Below are 23545 nucleotides of genomic sequence, written 5' to 3' on the forward strand. Positions count from 1 at the left end.
ATGAAAAACCTATTAAAATTTTTAACTTTTAGCTTGTTACTAGCTTTATTAACAACGTCTTGTAGCAGTGATGATGATTTAGTTATCCCACCTGTATCATTGGGCGATTATGCAAATGGAATAATTGTAAGTGCAGAAGGAGGTCCTGCTTCAATATCATATATTTCTAATGATTTTTCTGTTATCGAAAACAATGTTTATGAAAATGTTAACGGTGAAGCGCCTGGAGTTTATTTACAGTCTATAGGTTTTAACAATAATGAGGCATACATTGTTTCAGATAATGTTAATGTTATTAATGTTGTTAATCGTTACACGTTTGAAAACGAAGGTGTTATTACAACGGGTTTACAAACTCCAAGATATATAGATTTTGTAAACGGTAAAGGCTATGTGAGTAATTGGGGAGATGGTAGTGATAATAGTGATGATTTTATTGCTGTGATAGATTTAGCAACAAATACAGTTGAAACAACCATTCCAATAGGAGAAGGACCAGAGCGTGTTTTGGTGCATGACGGAAATGTTTATGTATCTCACAAAGGTGGTTGGGGAAATAATAATATAGTTTCTGTTATAGATGTTTCTACCAATGCCGTTACAACAATTACTGTAGGTGATGTGCCTGATGAGTTGTTCATTAATAGTGAAGGAGAACTTGTTGTGTTAAGTGAAGGAAAAGCTGCATGGACTGGAGATGAAACTCAAGCATCAATAACTAAAATTGATTTAGCAACAAATACAGTTTCAGAAACCTTAACTTTTGCTAGCGGTTCACACCCAAGTCAAATGGTTTTTGATAATGGGAATATTTATTACATATTAAACAATGAAGTTTTTGAAATGTCAGAAACAACAACTACGTTGCCAACAGCCGCAATAATAGACCTAGGAAGCGCAAATGCGTATGGTTTAGCTGTGAATAATGGTAATGTATATGTAACAGATGCCAAAGACTTTGCATCAGCAGGAGATTTATTGATTTACGATTTAAGTACTGAAGATTTAATAAATACTTTTGAAGTAGGTGTTAATGCTTCAAAAGTTTATTTTAACTAATCATACTTCTTATTGATTTATATATTACAAAAACCACTCTAAATCCAGAGTGGTTTTTTTGCGCTATATTTTAAGTAAGTGTTAAATTTTAAGAAATATTTTAAAGCATGTGTTATTTTTCAACGATTTTATTTGTTGTTCAACGATTACTATGTTTGTTTTATAACAAAAAATTAAGAATTATAATATATTGATGGCTTCAATTAGCTAATTGAAAAAAATACTATTATCAATTTAAACTATTAATCAATGAAAAAAATTACTTTATTACTTGTAATGTTTATTGCTATTACAATGACTGGTTTTGCCCAGTTAGTGGTAGACGATACATGTTCAACTTCTTTTGAAGATATTAGTGCTACTGGGACAGATTTAAGTCTATCAGATGATGGAGAAGCAAATATTACAATCCCTTTTACTTTTAAATTAGATGGCGTGTCATCATCTGACTTAAGAGTAGGTAATAATGGGGGAGTATTGTTTAATGCTACTTCGGGAGATGTAGGTGTGGGTTCAACACCAACGTTACCAGGTTTTTATCCTCTTTCAGATGATATTGATTCTGATTACGGAGGAGTATTTTGGGAAGTTTTAGGAACAGCACCTAATAGAAGACTTGTAGTGTTGTGGAATGACAGACCTCATTATAGTAACTCTGAATCAGGAGCTACTTTTGAATTAATTCTTTACGAGACAACCAATGTAGTTACATTTTTATATCAAGATTTGGATTTTGGTTCAGGAAACATTAATAACGATGGTGTTTCAGCTGGAGTTAGAGTAGTTGGTGCTAATGCAATATATAATTATTCAACTGATACATCTTTAGCAGGTATATCTTGTATTAATTTTACTCCTCCACCTTGTACTTCAGCAGTAATAGATAGTGAAACTATAGTGCCAAATTGTGGCAGTTCAGAATATAGTATTGATTTAGTGGTTTCAGATGCAGGAGATGCAGGTACTGTAATAAATGATGGTACTACAGATTTTCCAGTTGTAGCAGGAACTGTAACAGTAGGTCCTTATGCCGTAGGAACATCGGTAACATTAAATGTAGTTCACACGGATAGTGCATGTGACTACTCTTTAGGAGATTTTGAATATACAGAGTGTCCAACATTAGTAAATTGCGGTACTCCAGTTAATACAACATATTGCTATACAGCAAGTGATAACACAGAGTTTACTTACCAAAGTTCAGATGGTTCTTCATTATATGTTGAGTTTAACGCAGGTGAGGTAGAAAACACCTGGGATGAGTTAATAGTTTTAGATTCTGATGGAACTACAGAACTTTATAATGGTTATGGAGCTTCAGGAGATTTAACAGGTTTAACTTTCACATCTTCAGGAGATACTATTACAGTAAAAATACAAGCAGATGGTTCTGGTCAATGCGATACAAGTGGTTACACATCATGGGATTTTGATGTAACGTGTCTTAACTGTGCACCAGCAGTTGCTTCAGCTGTTACAGTTGAAGATTGTGTGAATTCAGAGTTTTCTATTAATGTAACGGTAAGTGATTTAGGTGATGCGACAACCATAACAGATGGTACAACACCACAAGCTGTAGAAGCAACAATGACTTTTGGCCCATATGCTTTTGGGACAGAAGTTACATTAGATGTCGTGCATACAGATGTTGTTTGTGATTTTGAATTAGGCACTTACAATGTAGGTGGTTGCCCTCCAATTAATGATATTCCAAATGGAGCTATTACATTAACACTTGATGAAGGGACTGATTGTGGAGCTAATGCTATTACAGGCGTATCAAATGCGTTTACTACAGATTCTGGTGAAGCTGCTCCAGCATGTGGTAGTTATGGTACAGCTTCAGATAGAGGTGATTTATGGTACGCTTTTGTAGCTCAAAACGCAACGGTTACTTTAAATACTGATAACTATAGTGTAGTAACTTCTGTAGCAGGAGCTTATTATTCTGGTACTGTTGGTGCATTAGTAGAAGAAGGATGTACAGAGTTTGCTTCAGGTTGGCCTTGGGAATTATCTGGTTTAACAGTAGGAGAGACATATTACTTAAGAGTTTGGGATTACGGTAATGATCAAACAGGTACTTTTGATTTATGCGGATATTATTTAAGTTGCACGCAAGCAGAAGCAACGGCATCAGTTACTGATGACTGTGGGGCTTATACATTTACTATAGATGTTGATGTGACAAGTGCTGGTGATATAGTATCTGTAAATGATGGTACTACATCTCATGCTGTAGTAGCAGGCGTTAATACATTGCCTGTAACTTATAATTTTGGTGATACAATCACATTAACTGCTGAACATTCAGATTCAACTTGTGATTTTGAAATAGGATCTTATAGTAGTTCTTGCCCACCGCCACCACCAGCTTGTGGAGATAATTTCTATGATTCAGGAGCAATTAGTTCAGATTACTCTGATGATGAGAATATTACGACAACAATCTGTCCTGATGTACCAGGAGATGCTGTTAATGTTACGTTTACATTTTTTAGTACAGAAAATAGTGGTAGTTCAGGTTGTTATGATGGCTTAACTATTTATAATGGTGCTGATACGTCTGCTCCTACAATAAACCCTACTACAGGTACTATTTGGTGTTGGGATAGAGATGATACTACGCCTTCAGGTACTGGTGACTTACAAGGTATGACTATATCATCTACAGATGCATCTGGTTGTTTAACGTTTGTTTTCACTTCTGACAGTGGTGTTACTAGAGAAGGTTGGGAAGCAACTGTAGGTTGTTCTCCATTAAGCCTTGATGATTTTGGTCTAACAGGGTTTACTTATTTCCCAAATCCAGTAAATAACACACTATCTTTAAGAGGTGTTAAAGAGATACAAAATGTGGCTGTTTATAACATGTTAGGTCAGGAAGTATTACGTACTGCTCCTAATGCTATTGATCATGATTTAGATATGTCTGGATTGCAAACTGGTGCTTACTTTGTAAAAGTATCTATTGGTAATTCAACTAAAACTGTTCGAATAATTAAGAACTAGTATTAGAATTATATATTAAATTAAAAGCCGCTCAAGTATGAGCGGCTTTTTTTATTAGTATTAAAAATGTTTTTATTTATTTATATGCATGTCTTTAGAAAAAGGAGTAAGGTCGTTGCTGTCTCCTACAAAATTAAGAGGTTCTATATTTGATGCATTGTTAGTAGATCTGCTAGAGTCTTCAATGTGTTGTAATGCTGTGGCTAATAGTGGTTCGTTAATATCTCCTAATACGCCAAGGTTATTGTAATTTTCGGCTTGTAAAATATCTGGGGTTAAACCTTGACTATAGTCTGTAACACCTAATGAGTTTAAAGATTTTAATACCAAAGGTTGCATTGCGTAGCTATGCGTTTGTTTTGCGTTTTGTTTTCTAAAATCAGGAGCGTCATAAAGCGTAATTGATGCTTGAAATTTGCCAGTTGTTGTTGTGCCAATTTGAACCACATCCAAGTAAGGTCTTAAACAATTTATGACAAGCTCACTTGCAGAAGCTGAACCTCTTGTAGTTAAAACATAAACCCTGTTTAAGTTTAAAATGTTTAAAGGGATACCATCATCATTGTTTGTAAACCTATTGATTAATGATTCAGGCTCTAATAAAGCTTGTATATCGCTATTCCATTCTTCTGTACTAAATATTTCACCAGTATTATTAGCAATCATGCTTGATAGTAGAATTGCAGAGTTTACAGAACCTCCAGGATTATATCTAAAGTCTAAAACTAGTTCTTGTACATTGTTTGCTAAAAAATTACCAAATACACTATTAAGTTGTGTGTCATAAGGCGCTGTAAACCCATTATACATTAGGTATCCTACATTTTTTCCTGCGACTTCAAAAATATCTGTTTTAAAAATAGGGTTTTCAGTATAAGGAGCCTTTGTAAGTGCTATAGATTGATTTGTTGGTAATACAGTGTCATCATTTGTTTCAGGTGTATTATTGTCATTGTAGGTAGCCAAATTTATGGAGTAACTATTTGCTGATAGCAACAAACTCCAGTTGTTTACAGTTAATTGAGAACCATTTATAGCATTAAAAATATCTCCACGTTGTATGCCATTTGCTTCAGCGCTAGTTCCGGGTAATACATATCTTACATAGCCATAAACATTGGTGTCAGTATCATTAAACCTAAACAAACCAAACTCCATACCATTATTAAGTGTTGTGCCGTTTAACTGTTGTTCTAGTGTATTGTAATTACTGGTAATCCAACTAAATCTATCTATGCTTTGTGGTTGATAAATTAAACTTTCAAACAGGTTTTCTGGAGAATAAAAACCATTCAAATACAGGTTGTATTCAACATCAGAATTAAACCTATTGTTTGCTAGATCAGGCACTTCATCTTTATATAAGTAGTAAGCGTTTAAGCCACGCCAAACAAAATCATTTAACTCTATTGAAGAAGCAGGATTGTCATCCATATCTTCAAAACAGCTAGTAAACGTTAATAATAGAGTTGAAGTAAGTACTAATAATTTAATTGTTTTCATAGTGATAATTAATTCATTTTCAGAATAAAAATAGTTACTTTATCTTATAATAAAAATTTTGTGTAACAAAATATATAGTTATTCGTCGTAATAGTAAATAGCCTTAAAAGGGCTTTTATAAACCAAACCAAAAGTATGAATCAGGCAGAATTTTTAAATATTGTGATGCCTTTTAAAGATAAAGTTTTCCGTTTAGCAAAACGCTTATTAGTATCTAGAGAAGAAGCTGAAGATGCTACTCAAGAGATTTTACTAAAGCTTTGGAATAACAAAACAAAAATAGAAAGTTATAAAAATGTAGAAGCTTTTTCTATGACCATGACCAAAAATTTTTGTTTAGATAAATTAAAATCAAAACAGGCTCAAAACCTAAAAATTGTTCATAATAACTATACAGATTCTAATGTATCGTTACAAAAGCAAGTTGAGTTAAACGATAGTGTTAATTGGGTTGCAAAAATAATTGAAGACTTGCCAGAACAACAAAAAATGGTTATTCAGTTACGAGATATTGAGCAGTATGATTATGATGAAATAGGAAAAATGCTTGATATGAACCAGACAGCGGTAAGAGTCGCATTATCAAGAGCAAGAAAAGCAATAAGAGAAAAATTAACTAATACACATAATTATGGTATTAAATAATATAGAAAAATTACTAGAAAAATACGAAAATGGTGAAACCACCTTAAAAGAAGAGCAGCAGTTAAAAAACTATTTTTCGCAAGAGACTGTAGCGCCACATTTAGAGATGTACAAGCCTATGTTTGCTTATTTTTTAGTAAATGAAAAAGAGCAGTTTACCAAAGACGTACCATTAAAAAAGTCATTAAAATTTAATTATAAATGGATTTCTGTCGCAGCTGTAGTTGTTCTTTTATTTGGGTTTTATTTTAACTCATCATTATTTCAAGATGATGATTTAGGAACTTATGATGACCCAATGTTAGCCTATAACGAAGTGGTGAAATCTTTAGAGTTAATTTCATCAAACTTTAATAAAGGCGCAAACAAAATCAATTATTTAGAAGAAGTTCAAAAAGGTGTGTCTAATGTTGAATACCTTAATGAAATGAACAAAAAAGCTAGTTTAATTTTTAAAACAGAGTAACTATGAAAACTTTAATAAATTTAAAACCAAATACAATGAAAAAGAATGTATTATTATTTTTAATGGCAATAGTATTATTTCCATTAAGCTCACAAGCACAGGATATTTTTTCTAAATACAGTGAAAACCCTGAAGTAACCTACGTATCTATTAAGCCAAAAATGTTCCAGATGTTAGCAAAAATGGATATCAATACCGATGATCCAGAGACACAAGAATATATAAAAATGGTAAATAGTATTACAAGTTTTAAGGTAGTATCTACAGGAAATAAAGCAATCTCTGAAGACGTTTCTAATTGGGTAAAAGGTAAAAAAAGCTCTTTAGAAGAACTTATGGAAGTTAAAGACGATGGAGTTAATATGACTTTTTATGTAAAGGAAGGACGCGATTCTGATCATGTAAGTGAATTGTTAATGTTTGTTGATGGTCTTGGTGCATTAACTAAAGACGCTGACATTAATGTTAACGGAAAAAAGCGTGAGTTTGAAACGGTTGTAGTATCTTTAACAGGAGATATAGATTTAAATCAAATCTCAAAGCTTACACAAAAAATGAATATTCCAGGAGGAGAGCACCTAGAAGATAAAAAGAAAAAATAAACACACAACACATGAGTACATTCATGAAATATATTGCTTGTATACTAATTATGGCTGTATTATTTAGCTGTAATAGTAAAGAAACACTACAAACATACTTTGTAGATCATCAAGAAACACCAAACTTTACAACGGTAGATATACCAACAACTTTTGTGAATTTTGATGACGTAAACTTAACACCAGAACAAGAAGAAGCATACAAATCTGTAGAACGTTTAAACTTTTTAGGATATAAAATCTCTGAAAACAATTTAGATACTTATAACCAAGAAAAACAAAAGGTAAAAAATATTCTAAATGATGAAAAGTATGTCGAATTGATGGAGTTTAGTTTAAACGGAGGAAGTGTTTCTATCAAGTCTTTAGGCGAAGAAAATGTTGATGAGTTTGTCGTTTTTGGTAGCTCTACACAGCAAGGTTTTGGAGTTGTAAGAGTTTTGGGTAATGATATGAGCCCAGAAAAAATGATGGCACTATTTCAAGCTATTCAATCAGCGAATATTGATGACGAGCAATTAAAAAGTGTGTTAGATTTTTTTAAATAATTAAAAGTCTATAAATAACTATAAAAAAACGCTTACTAATCAGTAAGCGTTTTTTTATTTATTACAAGTTATTTTTGTCTTTACGTTTTTTTGAGTGATTTAAAATAACCTCTCTAACGACATTAAAAATTATAATAAGGAATAACGTAAGTAAAGCAATCAGAATTGCATAGTTATCTAATAAGCCTGTAATCCCTGTTATTATAAAGCCTAATATAACAATGGCACATAATATTAAAGATTGCTTATCTGTAAACATAACGTATTAAATTCCTGTGTAATTTTCTGGTGTAATGGCTTTTAATTCATTTTTAATATCATCAGAAACCTCTAATGTATCAATAAAATTTGAAATAGACGTCTGTGTAATACGCTCATTTGTTCTAGTTAAACCTTTTAAAGCTTCATAAGGATTTGGGTAAGCTTCTCTACGGAGTATTGTTTGTATCGCTTCTGCTACAACAGCCCAGTTATTTTCCAAATCATCAGCAAATTTTTGTTGATTTAAAAGTAGCTTGTTTAATCCTTTTAATGTGCTTTTAAAACCTATGATTGTATGAGCAAAAGGAACGCCTACATTACGTAAAACAGTACTGTCTGTTAAATCACGTTGTAAACGAGAAATAGGAAGCTTTGCAGCAAGGTGTTCAAATATAGCGTTAGCAATACCTAAATTTCCTTCAGAGTTTTCAAAATCTATAGGGTTTACTTTGTGTGGCATAGCGCTACTACCAACTTCACCAGCTTTTATTTTTTGTTTGAAATAATCCATTGAAACATACGTCCAAATATCTCGATCTAAATCTATGATGATGGTATTTATGCGTTTTAAAGCATCAAATAAAGCCGCCATGTGGTCGTAATGCTCAATTTGAGTTGTCGGAAACGAGTGCTGTAAACCTAGTTTTTCTTGTACAAACTTGGTTCCAAAAGTTTTCCAATCTATAGCGGGATAAGCCACTTTGTGAGCATTGTAATTTCCTGTTGCACCACCAAATTTTGCTGCGCTTGGTATATCATTTAGTAAGTTAAATTGCTCTTCAAGACGAACAACAAATACCTCTATTTCTTTTCCTAATCTTGTAGGAGATGCTGGTTGTCCGTGAGTTCTTGCCAGCATTGATACGTCTTTCCATTCTATAGCTAAACTTTTTAACTCATTAAGTACTTTAAAATATTCAGGAACATAAACATCATTCATAGCTTCCTTAATACTTAAAGGAATGGCAGTATTGTTAATGTCTTGTGAGGTTAATCCAAAATGAATAAACTCCTTATATTTTGAAATATCTAAAGCATCAAATTGCTCTTTTATAAAGTATTCAACAGCTTTAACATCATGGTTTGTAACACTTTCAATAGTCTTTATTTTAAGAGCATCTTCTGATGAGAAATCTCTGTAAATAGCTCTTAAGTTATCAAATAAGTTGGTGTTAAAATCAGCCAGTTGTGGTAACGGAATTTCACAAAGGGCAATAAAATATTCAATTTCAACTTGAACACGATATTTTATTAAGGCTTCTTCAGAGAAGAAAGGCGCTAGTGATTCTACTTTATTTCGGTATCTACCATCAATTGGAGATATAGCGTTTAGTGGTGATAATGACATGTTTGTGTTGTTTTTTAAGAAGTGGCAAAGATACTCTTTTTCACTGTAAGAGAGAAAAAATGGTAGTTGAAGTTTTGGTTATAAGTTGCTAGTGCTTTTTTATTTTGTGTAAAATTTGTTTTGCTCGTGCTTTAAAGCCCGAACTTTGCATTTGAAAATCACGTTCTAGTATTAAAACCAATTCTGGATGAATCCAATCATAATCTTGCCCAAGTAAATACAATGAATTCATTGAGTAGGCTTTTGGAGCAATTTTCTCATCATTAATCATATAATCAAAACAAACCTCAATAATACGTTCTTTATGTGTTGGTGTTAATGCTTGTTGAATGTCGTTTTCCGTTTTAGAATAGTAAGCTTTAGTAATATATTCACAAACCTTGGCAACAGGACGTACTGCAGGATCAAGATGTACTTTATGCATGTGTTCAGTAAAATAATCTAAATGAGGAATTATAGCTTCTAGGTTTTCACCACACATAAACTCAAATACCCAAGCAGCTCTACAAGAGATTTTGTCATCTACTTGAAATAAAATATGAAGCAATTTAGGGACTAAATCTGGATTATTTAAGACTAAATTTGCATAATATAAACGCTTTTCACGCGAATGATTTACATAATTTAATTCTTCGTAAAGTTGTTCTGTAGTCAAGGATTTTTATATTTTTAGGTACTAAATTTAATCAAAAATGAAGGTTGTAAAAAAAATATTGTTAGGATTATTGTTGGTGTTTCTTGTGGCACAATTTTTTAGACCTGAAAAAAATCAAGGAGATATAACGTCTATTGATGAGTTTCTGGCTGATACAAATCCGCCAGAGCATGTAAAAGTAATTTTGAAAGAGAGTTGTTTTGATTGTCATAGTAATGTAACACGTTACCCTTGGTACAGTCAAATAACACCAGTAAATTATTGGATGGCAGACCATGTAAACCATGGTAAAAGAGAGTTTAATGTGGCAAATTGGGATGGAAACTCTGTAAAACGAAAAGACCATAAGTTTGAAGAATTAATTGAAGAGGTTAAGAATAGAAAAATGCCTTTAGAGTCTTACACTTGGGCGCATGCTAGCGCAAAACTTTCTGATAAACAAATAAAAGCTATTGTAGATTGGGCAGAGCAAGTACGTTTTAAATATAGCTTAATGCCCAAACCAGAATAATTTTTATGCAAAAAAGACTACTTATTATTGGGTTTGTATGGCCTGAACCTAAAAGTTCTGCAGCTGGAAGTCGTATGATGCAATTGATAGCGTTATTTCTATCACAACATTATAAGATTACTTTTGCTACAGCCACGTCAAAAACTGATAACGCTTATGACTTAAAATCTTTAGGAATAAACGAAGTAACTATACAACTTAACAGTTCTAGTTTTGATGATTTTATAAGCGAATTACAGCCAGATATTGTTTTGTTTGATAGGTTTTTAGCTGAAGAACAGTTTGGTTGGCGTGTTTCAGAAATTTGCCCTAAAGCATTACGAATACTAGATACAGAAGATTTACACGGTCTACGAAAGGGCAGAGGGCAAGCCTTAAAAGCTCAAGACACTTTTGATAAAACTTATTTGTTTAATGACACCTCAAAACGTGAAATTGCTAGCATATACCGATGTGATATAAGCTTGATAATTTCTGAAGCAGAAATGCAAATCCTAAAAAAAGACTTTAAAGTTGATGAGCGTTTGTTGCATTACTTGCCTTTTATGTTGAATGAAGTAACGTTAACAGCTGCTAAAAAGCTTCCTTTATTTGAAAAACGACAACATTTTATAACTATTGGTAATTTTTTGCATGAGCCCAACTACAAAGCGGTTTTATATCTAAAACAAACCGTTTGGCCATTAATAAAAAAGCAATTACCTAAAGCCCAATTGCATATTTATGGTGCTTATGCTAGTCAAAAAGTGAATCAATTACATAATGAAAAAGAAGGTTTTTTAATACAAGGATTTGCTGATGATGTAAACCAAGTTATGCAAATGTCTAAAATATGTTTGGCACCATTACAATTTGGTGCGGGATTAAAAGGAAAACTTGTAGATGCTATGCAAAATGGAACGCCTTGTATGATGAGTACTATTGCTGCCGAAGGTATGTTTGGTGAATTAAAACCTAACGGCTTTATAGCAGATGATCCTCAAGAATTTGCTAGTAAATCAGTGCAGTTATATCAGGATGAAACATTGTGGGTAGAAAAACAACAACAAGGCTTTAAAATAATAAACAAACGTTTTGATAAAGAACTTCATGAAAAAGCATTTGTTGAAGTTGTAGAGAAATTGATACAAACATTAGATACGCATAGAATGAATAATTTCACCGGACAAATGTTACAGCATCAAACCATGCAGAGTACGAAGTATATGAGTAAATGGATAGAAGCGAAGAATAAGTAGTTTACATTCGTTTATAAGCCGCATCAAAAACAAACATATCATCTATTTGATGTAAATGATGTATACGTTCTAAACCTTTTCTAAAGTTAGGTTCTACTGTAATTATTGTTTCCTCTTTGTAATCGTTTATTGTGAGTGTTTTTATCTCGTTAATATTTAATGCTCTACCATAAATACCGTGCGTGTTACTTTGTGATGGTCTGTAAACTTTACCGTTGTTTGTATATGTAGTTCCAGCATTTCTAGCAACACGTGCATCAATAATTACAGGATTTAATCTGTGACTTTCTATTTTGTTTAATTCAGGAGAATCAACTTTGTAAATATAAAGTTCAGAATCGGCTTCACTTTCTGGAGCAGTTTGCTTGTTTAAAAACAACCACATTTGACTTGAAGTATCAGTGTGAAAGAAAGCATCTACAATGCGTTCGCCTTCAAAAGCAGTTTTGTGTAATTCCCATTTGTGAGGAAATTCAATGCATTTAAAAATCTCTAAACGTTTATTTTCGCTTGTTTCAGGCATCATAAATAATTGATTATTATACTCAAAAACATAAGGGAACGATAAGTGATAATCTAAATCTAAAACATCAACAACATTGGTAATGACTTTGTTTTCTACTTTTCCACACGATATTTTACCCAATTTGGTTTTGTATGAATAGTTTTCAAAAAACACATAGGTTGTATCGTTTTGTTTATGGAAAAATGGATCTGCCCAAAATTCTCCTTTAGGCAATTTTGCTGGTTTTATTCTAAAAAGCGTGCTGTGCATAAATTGACCTTTGCCAATAAATAAAGTCCAACAGCAAATACGTTTGCCAAATTTTTCAGACACTTTTTGTAAAACTTTTTTCAAAAACGTACTGTAAAAATGCCAAATATATTTTAGAGCAATTAGTGGTTTGGGAGCAACATATAGCTCATTGTAATACACCAATGATTTCGTAGGATTATATGTACCTTGTTTAAGAAGCCTCAAGTTTTTAAGAAGTAAATTAACCGAGTTTTCGGTAAGCATCATATTGGTTTTTGCAAAAGCCCAATGTTTGCTGTAATATGCTTTATCAATAACAAGACCGCCATCAAGTTCAGGCGTTAGTTGCTGAAGCGTAACACCAACCACAGGCTGTTTTAATGCGATTTCCCAAAATCCAGCAGGACCGCCTCTGTTTATAGCATTATCACCATGATGAAATGACCAAATGCCATAAGTTGCCGCATTTAGAATATCTCCTCTTATAATATTAAATTCAAATCGGAGTATGACATCTAGGTTATAAGCTTTTACTTTAGAAGCTTCGTCGTCGCTAAAAATATCTAGAAAGCCCTTTCTTTTTGGAAATAAATCTATTGTTTCAATTTGCTCTAAATAGGAAGTTATTTCAGGTTTGTTGACAGATGTTGGTCTCTTGTAGAAAAAAGTCTGTTCAATGTTCATCTGCGTATAAAATAAAAATTTACCAAAAAGGTTTTTACGTTTTAGCAAATTTGAAATTTTAGAAATTTTAGACTCCGAAACATCTTGCTGATGCCTTCCATCTTTCATTAATAAAACAATCTCAAAATCTGGGTTGTTTTTAAGATGTTCAATAATTCGTAATTCCCAGTTAAAAAGGCTGTTAGTGTCTCTGGTTAAAATTCCTATACGCATTGTCTGTTTTTTAGAAACGATACTAAAATATTCATTTAAAAGGTAACATGGTTTAAGAATAAGTTGAACGGTCGTTTTTTTAGGTGTTATTACAAATCAGATTCTCAATTTGATTAATAGGAAATAAACCATCAAATATGTACCTTTAAAAAGATTCGATTTAACTGTAAATTATCTGTATGAAAATCAATGTTTATAAACTCGTTTACGCTACTTTTTTCATAAGTCTATTATCTTATTCCTCTTTTGCACAAGTTAGTTCTCAACAAGTAGATTCTATTGTAAACTATGCAATGAGTAAATTTAATGTTGCTGGTTGTGCAGTTGCAGTAGTAAAAGATGGTAAAATTTTACATGAAAAAGGTTATGGTGTAAAATCTATTGTTACAAAAGAGCCTGTAAATGAACATACCAATTTTGCAATAGCATCAAACAGTAAGGCTTTTACAACAGCTGCTTTAGCTATGCTGGTAGAAGAAGGAAAATTATCTTGGGAAGATAAAGTGAAAACTCATATTCCAGAGTTCACAATGTATGATGATTACGTAGAAGAAAATTTCAACATAGTAGATTTAGTAACACATAGAAGTGGTTTAGGTTTAGGCGCTGGAGATCTAATGTTTTTTCCGCAAGGTTCAGATTTTACAATAGATGATTTACTGTCTAGTTTTCAGCATTTAAAGCAAACATCAGCATTTCGAACAAAATGGGATTATGATAACTTACTTTATTTAGTGGCAGGCGAACTCATAGCGCGTTTAAGTGGTATGACATGGGAAGCTTATGTTGAATCTAAAATATTTAAACCATTAGGTATGGAGCATTCTTTTGGTTCTTTTTCTAGAATAAAAGATATGGATAATTTATCAGCTTCTCACTCTAACGAAACAGGCGAAATAAAAGTGATTCCAACATTTGAAGAAATGATTAATGGTGCCGCAGGTGGTATTTTTTCTAGCGTAAATGATATGAGTACTTGGATGCTTTTACAGCTTAACCAAGGAAAATATGGCGATGGCTTAAAAAAAGAACTTTTTACAAAAGTAAATCACAATAAAATGTGGACTATTCAAACCGTTATGCCAACAACCAATAATCCGCGTTATAACACACATTTTTCTGGATATGGTTTAGGTTGGTTTTTGTCTGATATAAAAGGAAACATGCTTGTTGAGCATACAGGCGGCTTGCCAGGAATGCTTTCAAGAGTATTAATGATTCCTGATTTAGATTTAGGTATTGTTGTACTTACTAATACTAGTAATGATGGCGCAGGATTGTTTTCTTCTGTAACTCAAACCATCATGGATATGTATTTAGAATTAGAAGATTTTAAATGGATAGATAAATATGCGGCCTATTTGGCTTCACAACAAAGTGGGGCAGATGCCGTTGTAGACAAAGTTTGGGAAACCGTAGTAAATAATAATCAAGATGCGGTAAAGAAAGATAAATATTTAGGCGTTTATGAAGATGTTTGGTTTGGAAAAATAGAAGTGTTTATGAAAGGCAAACAACTTTGGATAAAATCACATAGATCGCCGCTCCTTAACGGACCTTTACAATATTATAAAGATGAAACATTTGCTATAAAATGGGAATATCAAGATATGAATGCCGATGCTTTTGCAATGTTTACATTAGGTGAAAATGGAAAAGCTAATGGTTTTACTATGAAAGGTATTTCGCCAAATATTGATTTTAGTTTAGACTTTCAAGATTTAAATCTAAAACGCGTAGATTAATTATAAAAACGTATCAACAACCTTTTTAACACCAATAGTAGCTGTTTCAGGAACAACAACAATGTTTTTATTACTGCTCATAGCTGGTTTAGGATCTATAAAATATGTCGGTGTGTTTTCTGGCACATAATGCATTAAGCTAGCTGCAGGATATACTTGCATACTAGTTCCTATAATCATTAAAATATCAGCGGTTTCACAAATATCTATGGCCTTTTCTATCATAGGAACAGCTTCACCAAACCAAACGATGTGCGGGCGCATTTGGTAGCCTTGTTTGCAAACATCACCAAGAACTAAATCTGTTTTCCAGTCCGTAATATCGTGTTCGTTGTATGTGCTTCTGGCTTTTAATAATTCGCCATGTAAATGTACAATGTTAGTGCTTCCTGCACGCTCATGTAAATCATCAACATTTTGGGTTATAATAGTAACTTTGTATTGTTGTTCAAGTTTTGCTAAATCTATATGAGCTTGGTTAGGTGTTACCTCAAAAAGTTGTCTGCGGCGTTGATTATAAAAATTTAAAACCAATTCAGGATTTTTAGAAAACCCTTGTGGTGATGCTACTTCCATAACATCATGACCTTCCCATAAACCATCCGCATCACGAAATGTCTTAATGCCGCTTTCAGCACTCATTCCTGCGCCTGTTAATACAACTATATGCTTCATAGTACGAAATTACTATTTTTAAATTTATATTTGAAGCATGATAGATTTGAAACTTTTAGAACATTTAGAAACCTACCTTACAGATAATAGAAGAACACGCTTTAATAAGGTTCTGTCTCAACGTACAAAACATTTTACTGTTGCTACTGAAGATGTGTATCAATTGCATAATACAAGCGCTGTAATACGCAGTTGTGATGTTTTTGGAATTCAAGAAGTAAATATTGTTGAGGAGCAAAACACAAAAAAGATTGACCGCGAAATAGCAATGGGAGCTCAAAAATGGGTTGATTTAAACAGATATCATTCTGTAAAGGATTGCATACATGATTTAAAACAAAAAGGTTATCAAATTGTAGCCACTACGCCGCATACTAATGATTGTGTATTGCATGAATTTGATGTTACTAAAAAATCATGTTTTTTCTTTGGAAGAGAGACAGAAGGTTTATCTCAAGAAGTTTTAGATGCAGCTGACTGTTATTTAAAAATTCCGATGTCGGGATTTACTGAAAGTTTAAATATATCAGTGTCTGCGGCTATTATTTTACAGCATGTAACTACAAAATTAAAACAAACAACTATTGATTGGCAATTAACAGAAGAAGAACGTTTAGCTAAACAACTAGATTGGATAAAGAATACAATAAAAAGCTACGATGAAATTGTTGATAGATTTTACAAAACAAAATAAGTATAAAACTAAAAAAAGCGAAAGATAAACTTTCGCTTTTTTTATTATAATCTTCCTGAACGTCTACTTCGGCTTAATACTTTATACTCTTCATAGCATTCACTTATAGCATCAAGTATCTGTAAATCGTTAGCGGTTTTTATAAATCCTTTAGAGTAGTTACATTGCCTAACTATTTCGTCTAAATCTACACGTTCTACTTGTAATAAAGCTGTAAGCATTTCTCTATCAAAACGATTAGCTAAAATATTTCTAATTTCATCATCTTGCTTCATTTTCTTGAGCTTACGCATTTCGTTAGGCTGTTTTCCAAACATACTATGTAAAAAATCTGCTGGGTTAAAAACAGCACCTAACACTTTTGTAATAGCGTTTGATGATTTTCCAGCTTCATAGCCTGTAGAAGGTAATCCCGAAATGCTGTAACGATAATTATTGTTGATAGGCACTTGTTTGATGTCTACTTCAAGATATCCTGTAAGTTTAAACTCATTAACAACAACTTCTTCTAGAGCTAATGCCAACTCTGTTAATTCTATAGTAGATTCTCCGTACTTTATCCAGTCATTAGTAACTCTTACTCTTATAGATTTAAATCCTAAATAAGAGAAATGTAACGTATCATTTACTTTAGCAGATAGCTCAAACTTTCCTCTAGAATTTGTTGCGGTTCCTTTTACTTGGTTTAGATTTACAATATTAACGCTTTCCATAGGAACGCCGCCAGATGCATTTACAACAACACCTTGAACAGTTGTGTCGTCATCTTGGCCATAAGTTACTACGGTTGCAAAAATAAAAGTAAAAAGGAGCAATAATTTTTTCATCAAGCTTAAGGATTGAAAAGTAAAAGTAGTAAACAAACTACCAACTCTTTAATCTATTAAAGAATTTGACTTAAAATTAACAAAAAAAATTATCTTCTAGAGCGTCTTGGTCTTGAAGCACCAAAATTACTTCCTGATGATTCAGAGCGTTTAGGCTTTGATGAACTATCAGAACGTCTTTTGTTGCCTTTACTAGAGCGTCTGTCATTTCTTGGTTTGTCGTTACGTTTGCGGTTTCCACCACCACCATCACGACGTCTTTTACGGCGACTTGTTCCACGACCTTTGTCTTCGGAAATTTCAACGTTTACAAATCGACCATTGTGCTTAAAGTCTGTGAAAAAAGCCAATACTTTTTCTTGTAAACCTTTCTCGGTATTAAAAAACGAGAAACTATCTTTTACATCAACTTTAAAAACATCATCACGACCTAATTCTAAAATCTCTTTTAAGAAATCTTTTAAGCTCATCCAGTCGTAACCATCTTTTTTACCAACGTTTATAAAATAACGTGTTGAGTTACCATCATTACTGCTATCGCGTTCACTGCTTTTTTGAGCTGAAATATTAAGATCACTTGCTTTTTGATAATAGTTAAAGAATCGAGTAAACTCTACCGAAAAGAATTTTTTAATCAATTCGTCTTTTGTAGTATCTTCAAATAATTCATTAATATTATCTAAATACTTATCAATCTCGTGATTAATTTCAGTGTTGTGAACTTTATTGGCAAGTGACATAAGTTGCACTTCACATATTTCCATACCACTAGGTATGTCTTTTTTCTCAAAGTTCTTTTTTATAATACGCTCAATGCTTTTTATTTTACGTAATTCACTTTTAGAAACAATAACCATAGAAACTCCTGTTTTACCAGCACGTCCTGTACGTCCGCTTCGGTGTGTGTAAGTTTCTGTTTCGTCAGGTAATTGGTAGTTTATAACGTGAGTAATATCATCAACATCAATACCACGTGCAGCAACATCAGTAGCTACAAGCATTTGTATTTGCTTGTTTCTAAATGATTTCATAACTAAATCACGTTGGTTTTGGCTTAAATCACCATGTAAAGCACCAGCGCTATAACCATCTTCAATAAGTTTTTCAGCGACTTTTTGAGTATCACGTTTGGTTCTACAAAAAACAACAGAGAAAATATCTGGATTGGTATCTGCAAGGCGTTTTAGTGCTTGGTAACGGTCTCTAGAATTTACTAAATAATACTCATGAGAAACTTGGTCACTACCTACGTTTTTACTTCCTACTGTTATTTCAATAGGATTGTGCATGAATTTTTTTGCAATGGTTGCTACTTCTTTAGGCATAGTAGCAGAAAAAAGCCAAGTGCTTTTATCTTGTGGTGTATGTGATAATATGTCTGTGATATCCTCATAAAATCCCATGTTTAGCATTTCATCAGCTTCATCTAAAACAGAATACTCAATTTTTGAAATGTCAACCATGTTACGGCTTATCATATCTTTCATACGACCAGGCGTTGCTACAATAATTTGCGCGCCTTTTTTAACCTCTCTTGCTTGTTCTGAAATACTTGCGCCACCATAAATAGCAACAACATTTAATCCTTTACAGTATTTACCATAAAGTTTTAATTCGTTAGCTATTTGTAAGCAAAGTTCTCGGGTAGGAGAAAGGATTAGACCTTGAGTTGTTCTGCTATCTACATTAATTTTTTGTAACATAGGAAAACCAAAAGCAGCTGTTTTACCAGTTCCTGTTTGCGCTAGAGCAACTAAATCGTCTTCTTGTTGTAATAAAATAGGGATTGCTTGTGCTTGTACATCACTTGGGGTTTCAAATCCCATGTCGTTAATAGCATGCAATAGGTCGTCATTAAGACCTAAATCTTGAAATGTGTTCATTCGTTTTATGTAAGTATTCGATTATATTATGTAGTGTTACATAAGAAGCGAATCGACATACTTAACCTGAAACTTCTTGGTAACACATCCTCACCTTGAGGAATTTACAACGCACTATTTTGCGTTTCAAGCTGCAAAGATACACTTTTATTTGGGAAGTGATTTTTTTTGCTTAAAAAAGCTAATAAGTTGATTTTTTTTTAATAAAAATTCTACTGATGATAAGCTGCATTATGAGCTAATGCGTTACCACAGCTACTGCAATTTCCAGCGCTGCCAGATCCGCCACTACAGCCGTTGTTACATATATAATGCCAAAGCCCAGCAGCGTTTTGTCCTGATGATGTGTTTGCTGGCTCAGCAAAAGGACTTGATGGTGTATTTGCTGGTGTTGCATTTTGATTGTTGTGATACGCTTGGTTATGCATTAAGATACTTCCGCAAACAGAACACATTCCTGCTGCATCAGATCCGCCATTACATCCATTGTTGCAGGTGTAATGATATACAATGTTTTTGTTTTTTGTGCTATTAGCCGGTTTTGCCTTGTTTGTCGTTGTTGGCACTGTTGTTTTTGTGTTCTCTTCTTGCGGAGAAGCCGTTTTAGCGTCGTCCTTGCATGAATAAAAACTTGTTAAACAAAGGCATAATATTATAAGAATTTTAAAATTTTTCATGATGCTAATTTTTGTGAGCAGAAATATAACACTTATTTTTTCAACTTACGTTTTTAAAAGATGATTAGTAATTATTTAAAAAATCAACCAATTTAGAAACTGCTTTTCCGCGATGTCCAATACGGTTTTTTTCTTCTAAAGTGATTTCAGCAAAAGTTTGTATGTAGTCTTCTGCTTTGAAAATAGGATCATAACCAAAACCTTGACTGCCTGATTTGGTTTGTGTGATAGATCCTTTACAAATGCCAGTAAAAGTTTCTAGTTTGCCATTAAGGTGTAGCGCAATAACAGTTTTAAATTGTGCGCTTCTATCATTTTTGTTTTCTAAATGGTGAAGTAGTTTATCCATGTTGTCATTTGCGTCACGTTGAGGTCCAGCATAGCGAGCTGAAAACACGCCAGGTTCTCCATTTAAAGCGTTTACTTCAAGACCTGTGTCGTCAGCAAAACAATCATAACCATAATTAGTTTTTACATACTCGGCTTTTTGTATGGCATTACCTTCAATAGTATTTTGAGTTTCAGGGATATCTTCATTACAACCTATGTCTTTAAGGCTTAAAAGGGTGATTGTTTCAGGAATTAACTTTTGAACTTCTTTAAGTTTGTTGAGGTTGTTAGTAGCGAAAACTAGTTGCATTTTGTTGTAATTAATGTATTTTTAGCGTTTAACAAAATTAGTTTAAATGATATTTAAAACGGGCAGATGTTCTATAAAAGTTATTAAAAGTCGTTGGGTTTTATTGGTGTTTCTTTTTTTAGTAGTTCATGCTCAAAGCCAAACACTAGAGTCTAGAGATTCTTTAAGTCTTCTTCAAAAAATTGACAGAACGTTTATAGATCGTGATTTGTCAAATTACTCACTGCGTGTTTTTACAAATTATAAAGCCAAGGTTTTTAAAATAAAAGATGATAATTCTAAATCTAGATATGTGCCAAATAATAGATATGGTATAGGTTTAGGGTTTGCTAATAGTAAAATGTTAATTGATTTAGCTTTTAACATTAAAAGCAAAAAAAACAATGCAACTAGGCGTTTTGACTTGCAAGGAACCACCATATTAGGAAAACATAATTATGTTAATTTTTACATTCAGTCTTATAAAGGTTTTTTAGTGAAAAATGATTTTGGAGCGCCAACAGTTTTTAGTCCTGATGTAAAATCATTAACAATAGGTTTTAATTACTTATATACCTTATCAGAAATAGAGTTTTCTTATGCGCTATTAAAAGCGGGGTTAGCCAAAAAAAATAAAACGGTATATTTTACTGGAGGTTTAGGTACATTTGCAGTGTTTGATTACTTTTCATCTGATGGTAATGTCATACCAGAAAGTAATTATGGGTTTTACAACAGTCAAGCTCAAATAAAACGTTACAATAGTGCTGCTATAGGTGTTTTAGGAGGGCTTTTGGGTGTGTTTATTTTGCCTAAAAACATTGTGCTTTCTTGTAATGTAATGCCAGGTATTGCTTTAATGAACAAAAAAGTGGAGCTACAGCACGATAGTTATAGACCGTCAAATCCTATGTTATATAAGTTTGATTTTTCATTGGCAGTTAATTATAATATAGATAGGTTTTATGTAAATGTATCTTACGGAAACGGTGTTTACTCTACAGATTTAGACTTTGATAACCGCTACCTTTTTAATTTGTCTAATGCAAAACTAGCAGTTGGTTATAGACTGAAAGTGAAAAAATAGTGTGAGTCTTACCAATATTTTTTTTGTTAATTGATGATTAAAATCAGCTTTTAAATACCCTTTTTTCGTTATCTTTATAAGACAAGATTATAGAACTTAAAACTTTAATGTTATGACAGTAAAAATAAGATACGTAAATATGGATTCTAGTGATGCTTTATCACAATATACCAATGATAAATTAGAGAAACTAGCTGATAAGTATGAGTGGTTGATAAACTGTGATGTAGCATTCAAAATAGACAATAACCAAAAAGAACAGGGAAAAATTTGTAATATGGAATTGAGTTTGCCAGGCCCTAGAATTTTTGCGACTTCAAATGAGAAAAATTTTGAAATGGCTGTTAAAGAAACAATCAGTGATTTAGACAAACAGCTTAAAAAACGAAAGCATACTTTTTCAGTAAAATAATATCATCTATGATGATAAGGCTCATTGCGTAAAATAGTAAAACCTCTATATAGTTGTTCTATTATAAATAAGCGAATCATCTGATGAGAAAATGTCATTTTAGATAGTGATATTTTTCCTTGAGACTTATTGTAAACATCCTCTGAAAACCCATAAGGACCGCCAATAACAAACACTAATTGTTTAATGCCGGAATTCATGTGTTTTTGGAGGTGGTTTGCAAAAGCAACAGAGTCATATTGCTTGCCATTTTCATCAAGTAAAATAAGTGTGTCAGTAGCGTTTAGTTTGCTTAAAATAAGCTCGCCTTCTTTTTGTTTTTGTTGAGCTTCGCTTAAGTTTTTAGAATTTTTAATATCAGGGATAATTTCAAATTCAAACTTTATATAAAAACCCAATCGCTTTTGGTAATCATCAATTAATGATTGCAATTGTTTATTATCGGTTTTACCTATGGCAAGTAGTTTTATAGTCATGCTTCAAATGTACAATTTACTTTTAATTTTTTGAGAGGCATTCTATATTCAAAAATCTATTCCTATTTTTACATTAAATATTTATGTTATGATAAGTCAAGAACAATTTGATACCGAAATAGAATTAATAATTACGAACGCTATTAGGGAAGATGTAGGAGATGGTGATCACAGTTCACTAGCTTGTATCCCTGCTGACGCTATAGGTAAAGCTAAACTTTTAGTAAAAGATAATGGAATAATAGCGGGTGTTGAGTTTGCAAAAAAAGTGTTTAAATATGTTGACAAGCAACTTAAAATAAAAACCTTTATAAATGATGGGCATAGTGTAAAGAACGGTGACATTGTATTTTATGTTGAAGGACCATCACAATCTATTTTAAAAGCAGAGCGACTGGTACTTAATGCTATGCAACGTATGAGTGCAATTGCAACAAAAACACGCAAGTTTGTAGATCTTTTAGAAGGTACAGATACTAAAATTTTAGATACAAGAAAAACAACACCAGGTATTCGTGCTTTAGAAAAATGGGCTGTGAAAATTGGTGGAGGCGAAAATCACAGATTTGCATTGTATGATATGATTATGTTAAAAGATAATCATATAGATTTTGCAGGAGGCGTAACAAAAGCAATAGAGAAAACAAAGCAATATTTACAAGACACAAACCGAGACCTAAAAATTATTGTTGAAGCAAGAAACCTTGATGAAATTCAAGAAATATTAAATACAGATGGTGTTTACCGTATTTTAATAGACAATTTTAATTTTGAAGATACTAGAAAAGCGGTAAAGCTGATAGGTGATAAATGTCTAACAGAATCTTCAGGAGGTATTAATGAAAAAACAATTAGACAATATGCAGAATGCGGCGTAGATTTTATTTCTTCAGGAGCATTAACACACTCTGTTTATAATATGGATTTAAGCTTAAAAGCAGTTTAAAT

Annotated in this window: 23 protein-coding genes; 13 read left to right on the forward strand and 10 right to left on the reverse strand. The window is 32.5% G+C overall.

Features of this window, described 5'->3' with window-relative positions; all coding sequences use genetic code 11:
* Positions 1-1059 (forward strand): YncE family protein, encoded by a 1059-nt coding sequence (locus tag ACN5J3_RS08750; RefSeq protein ID WP_418511487.1) that lies wholly within the window; start codon positions 1-3, stop codon positions 1057-1059.
* A gap of 249 nt (positions 1060-1308) precedes the next feature.
* The gene (locus ACN5J3_RS08755) at positions 1309-4071 is read left to right on the forward strand and encodes a T9SS type A sorting domain-containing protein (protein ID WP_418511489.1); all 2763 of its coding nucleotides are present in this window, start codon (positions 1309-1311) and stop codon (positions 4069-4071) included.
* A gap of 72 nt (positions 4072-4143) precedes the next feature.
* Here the strand turns inward: ACN5J3_RS08755 and ACN5J3_RS08760 are convergent, their stop codons facing one another.
* Entirely contained in the window at positions 4144-5574 is a 1431-nt protein-coding gene (locus ACN5J3_RS08760) for a S41 family peptidase (protein WP_418511490.1), read from the reverse strand.
* Between the two features lie 135 nt (positions 5575-5709).
* Here ACN5J3_RS08760 and ACN5J3_RS08765 point away from each other — a divergent pair, with 135 nt between their 5' ends.
* Genes ACN5J3_RS08765 through ACN5J3_RS08780 form a run of 4 tightly spaced genes read left to right on the forward strand, consistent with a single transcriptional unit; the run spans position 5710 to position 7835 of the window.
* Positions 5710-6219: an RNA polymerase sigma factor gene (locus ACN5J3_RS08765; RefSeq protein ID WP_344729922.1), complete on the forward strand. Its 510-nt coding sequence runs from the start codon at positions 5710-5712 to the stop codon at positions 6217-6219.
* Positions 6206-6685, forward strand: a complete 480-nt coding sequence (locus ACN5J3_RS08770; RefSeq protein ID WP_418511491.1) for a hypothetical protein — start codon at positions 6206-6208, stop codon at positions 6683-6685. The genes ACN5J3_RS08765 and ACN5J3_RS08770 overlap by 14 nt, the downstream gene beginning before the upstream one ends.
* Positions 6686-6687: 2 nt before the next feature.
* Positions 6688-7287: a DUF4252 domain-containing protein gene (locus ACN5J3_RS08775; protein WP_418511492.1), complete on the forward strand. Its 600-nt coding sequence runs from the start codon at positions 6688-6690 to the stop codon at positions 7285-7287.
* A gap of 11 nt (positions 7288-7298) precedes the next feature.
* Positions 7299-7835, forward strand: coding sequence for a DUF4252 domain-containing protein (locus tag ACN5J3_RS08780; protein WP_418511493.1), 537 nt, complete (start codon positions 7299-7301; stop codon positions 7833-7835).
* A gap of 265 nt (positions 7836-8100) precedes the next feature.
* Here ACN5J3_RS08780 and purB read toward each other — a convergent pair whose 3' ends face one another.
* Both purB and ACN5J3_RS08790 read right to left on the reverse strand, forming a co-directional pair.
* Positions 8101-9444 (reverse strand): adenylosuccinate lyase, encoded by a 1344-nt coding sequence (gene purB / locus ACN5J3_RS08785; RefSeq protein WP_418511494.1) that lies wholly within the window; start codon positions 9442-9444, stop codon positions 8101-8103.
* A gap of 88 nt (positions 9445-9532) precedes the next feature.
* On the reverse strand, positions 9533-10099 hold the full coding sequence (locus tag ACN5J3_RS08790; RefSeq protein ID WP_418511495.1) for an adenylosuccinate lyase: 567 nt from the start codon (positions 10097-10099) through the stop codon (positions 9533-9535).
* A 37-nt stretch (positions 10100-10136) separates the two neighbouring features.
* Between ACN5J3_RS08790 and ACN5J3_RS08795 the strand changes: the two genes are divergently transcribed.
* A complete protein-coding gene (locus ACN5J3_RS08795) occupies positions 10137-10610 on the forward strand; it encodes a heme-binding domain-containing protein (protein ID WP_418511496.1) in 474 nt (157 codons plus the stop codon).
* Between the two features lie 5 nt (positions 10611-10615).
* Positions 10616-11848 (forward strand): glycosyltransferase family 4 protein, encoded by a 1233-nt coding sequence (locus ACN5J3_RS08800; protein ID WP_418511498.1) that lies wholly within the window; start codon positions 10616-10618, stop codon positions 11846-11848.
* A 1-nt stretch (position 11849) separates the two neighbouring features.
* Here the strand turns inward: ACN5J3_RS08800 and ACN5J3_RS08805 are convergent, their stop codons facing one another.
* Entirely contained in the window at positions 11850-13502 is a 1653-nt protein-coding gene (locus ACN5J3_RS08805) for a hypothetical protein (RefSeq protein WP_418511499.1), read from the reverse strand.
* A gap of 179 nt (positions 13503-13681) precedes the next feature.
* On the opposite strand from ACN5J3_RS08805, the gene ACN5J3_RS08810 reads away from it, so the two are divergent.
* Complete coding sequence (locus ACN5J3_RS08810; protein ID WP_418511500.1) at positions 13682-15247, forward strand: serine hydrolase; 1566 nt, start codon at positions 13682-13684, stop codon at positions 15245-15247.
* Here ACN5J3_RS08810 and ACN5J3_RS08815 read toward each other — a convergent pair whose 3' ends face one another.
* Complete coding sequence (locus ACN5J3_RS08815; protein WP_418511501.1) at positions 15248-15922, reverse strand: SIR2 family NAD-dependent protein deacylase; 675 nt, start codon at positions 15920-15922, stop codon at positions 15248-15250.
* A 37-nt stretch (positions 15923-15959) separates the two neighbouring features.
* Here ACN5J3_RS08815 and ACN5J3_RS08820 point away from each other — a divergent pair, with 37 nt between their 5' ends.
* A complete protein-coding gene (locus ACN5J3_RS08820) occupies positions 15960-16616 on the forward strand; it encodes a TrmH family RNA methyltransferase (RefSeq protein WP_417290103.1) in 657 nt (218 codons plus the stop codon).
* A 44-nt stretch (positions 16617-16660) separates the two neighbouring features.
* Here ACN5J3_RS08820 and ACN5J3_RS08825 read toward each other — a convergent pair whose 3' ends face one another.
* From ACN5J3_RS08825 to ACN5J3_RS08840, 4 genes are all read right to left on the reverse strand, one after another.
* Positions 16661-17443: a carboxypeptidase-like regulatory domain-containing protein gene (locus ACN5J3_RS08825; protein ID WP_417290104.1), complete on the reverse strand. Its 783-nt coding sequence runs from the start codon at positions 17441-17443 to the stop codon at positions 16661-16663.
* Between the two features lie 89 nt (positions 17444-17532).
* Positions 17533-19326, reverse strand: a complete 1794-nt coding sequence (locus ACN5J3_RS08830) for a DEAD/DEAH box helicase (RefSeq protein WP_417290105.1) — start codon at positions 19324-19326, stop codon at positions 17533-17535.
* Positions 19327-19538: 212 nt separating this feature from the next.
* A complete protein-coding gene (locus ACN5J3_RS08835) occupies positions 19539-20003 on the reverse strand; it encodes a hypothetical protein (RefSeq protein WP_418511502.1) in 465 nt (154 codons plus the stop codon).
* 64 nt (positions 20004-20067) lie between these two features.
* Positions 20068-20643 carry a non-canonical purine NTP diphosphatase gene (locus ACN5J3_RS08840; RefSeq protein WP_418511503.1) on the reverse strand — a complete coding sequence of 192 codons (576 nt, stop codon included), beginning with the start codon at positions 20641-20643 and terminating at the stop codon, positions 20068-20070.
* Positions 20644-20689: 46 nt separating this feature from the next.
* Here ACN5J3_RS08840 and ACN5J3_RS08845 point away from each other — a divergent pair, with 46 nt between their 5' ends.
* Together ACN5J3_RS08845 and hpf are read left to right on the forward strand one after the other, a co-directional pair.
* A complete protein-coding gene (locus ACN5J3_RS08845) occupies positions 20690-21709 on the forward strand; it encodes a DUF4421 family protein (RefSeq protein ID WP_418511504.1) in 1020 nt (339 codons plus the stop codon).
* Between the two features lie 112 nt (positions 21710-21821).
* A complete protein-coding gene (hpf, locus tag ACN5J3_RS08850) occupies positions 21822-22121 on the forward strand; it encodes a ribosome hibernation-promoting factor, HPF/YfiA family (protein ID WP_417290109.1) in 300 nt (99 codons plus the stop codon).
* A gap of 2 nt (positions 22122-22123) precedes the next feature.
* On the opposite strand, the gene rlmH is transcribed toward hpf, so the two are convergent.
* The gene (gene rlmH / locus ACN5J3_RS08855) at positions 22124-22597 is read right to left on the reverse strand and encodes a 23S rRNA (pseudouridine(1915)-N(3))-methyltransferase RlmH (RefSeq protein ID WP_418511505.1); all 474 of its coding nucleotides are present in this window, start codon (positions 22595-22597) and stop codon (positions 22124-22126) included.
* Positions 22598-22685: 88 nt separating this feature from the next.
* Here rlmH and nadC point away from each other — a divergent pair, with 88 nt between their 5' ends.
* Positions 22686-23543 (forward strand): carboxylating nicotinate-nucleotide diphosphorylase, encoded by an 858-nt coding sequence (gene nadC / locus ACN5J3_RS08860; protein WP_344729960.1) that lies wholly within the window; start codon positions 22686-22688, stop codon positions 23541-23543.
* Positions 23544-23545 lie beyond the last annotated feature (2 nt).

Origin of the sequence: Corallibacter sp. (assembly GCF_048381695.1) — a bacterium.
Classification (GTDB): domain Bacteria; phylum Bacteroidota; class Bacteroidia; order Flavobacteriales; family Flavobacteriaceae; genus Corallibacter; species Corallibacter vietnamensis.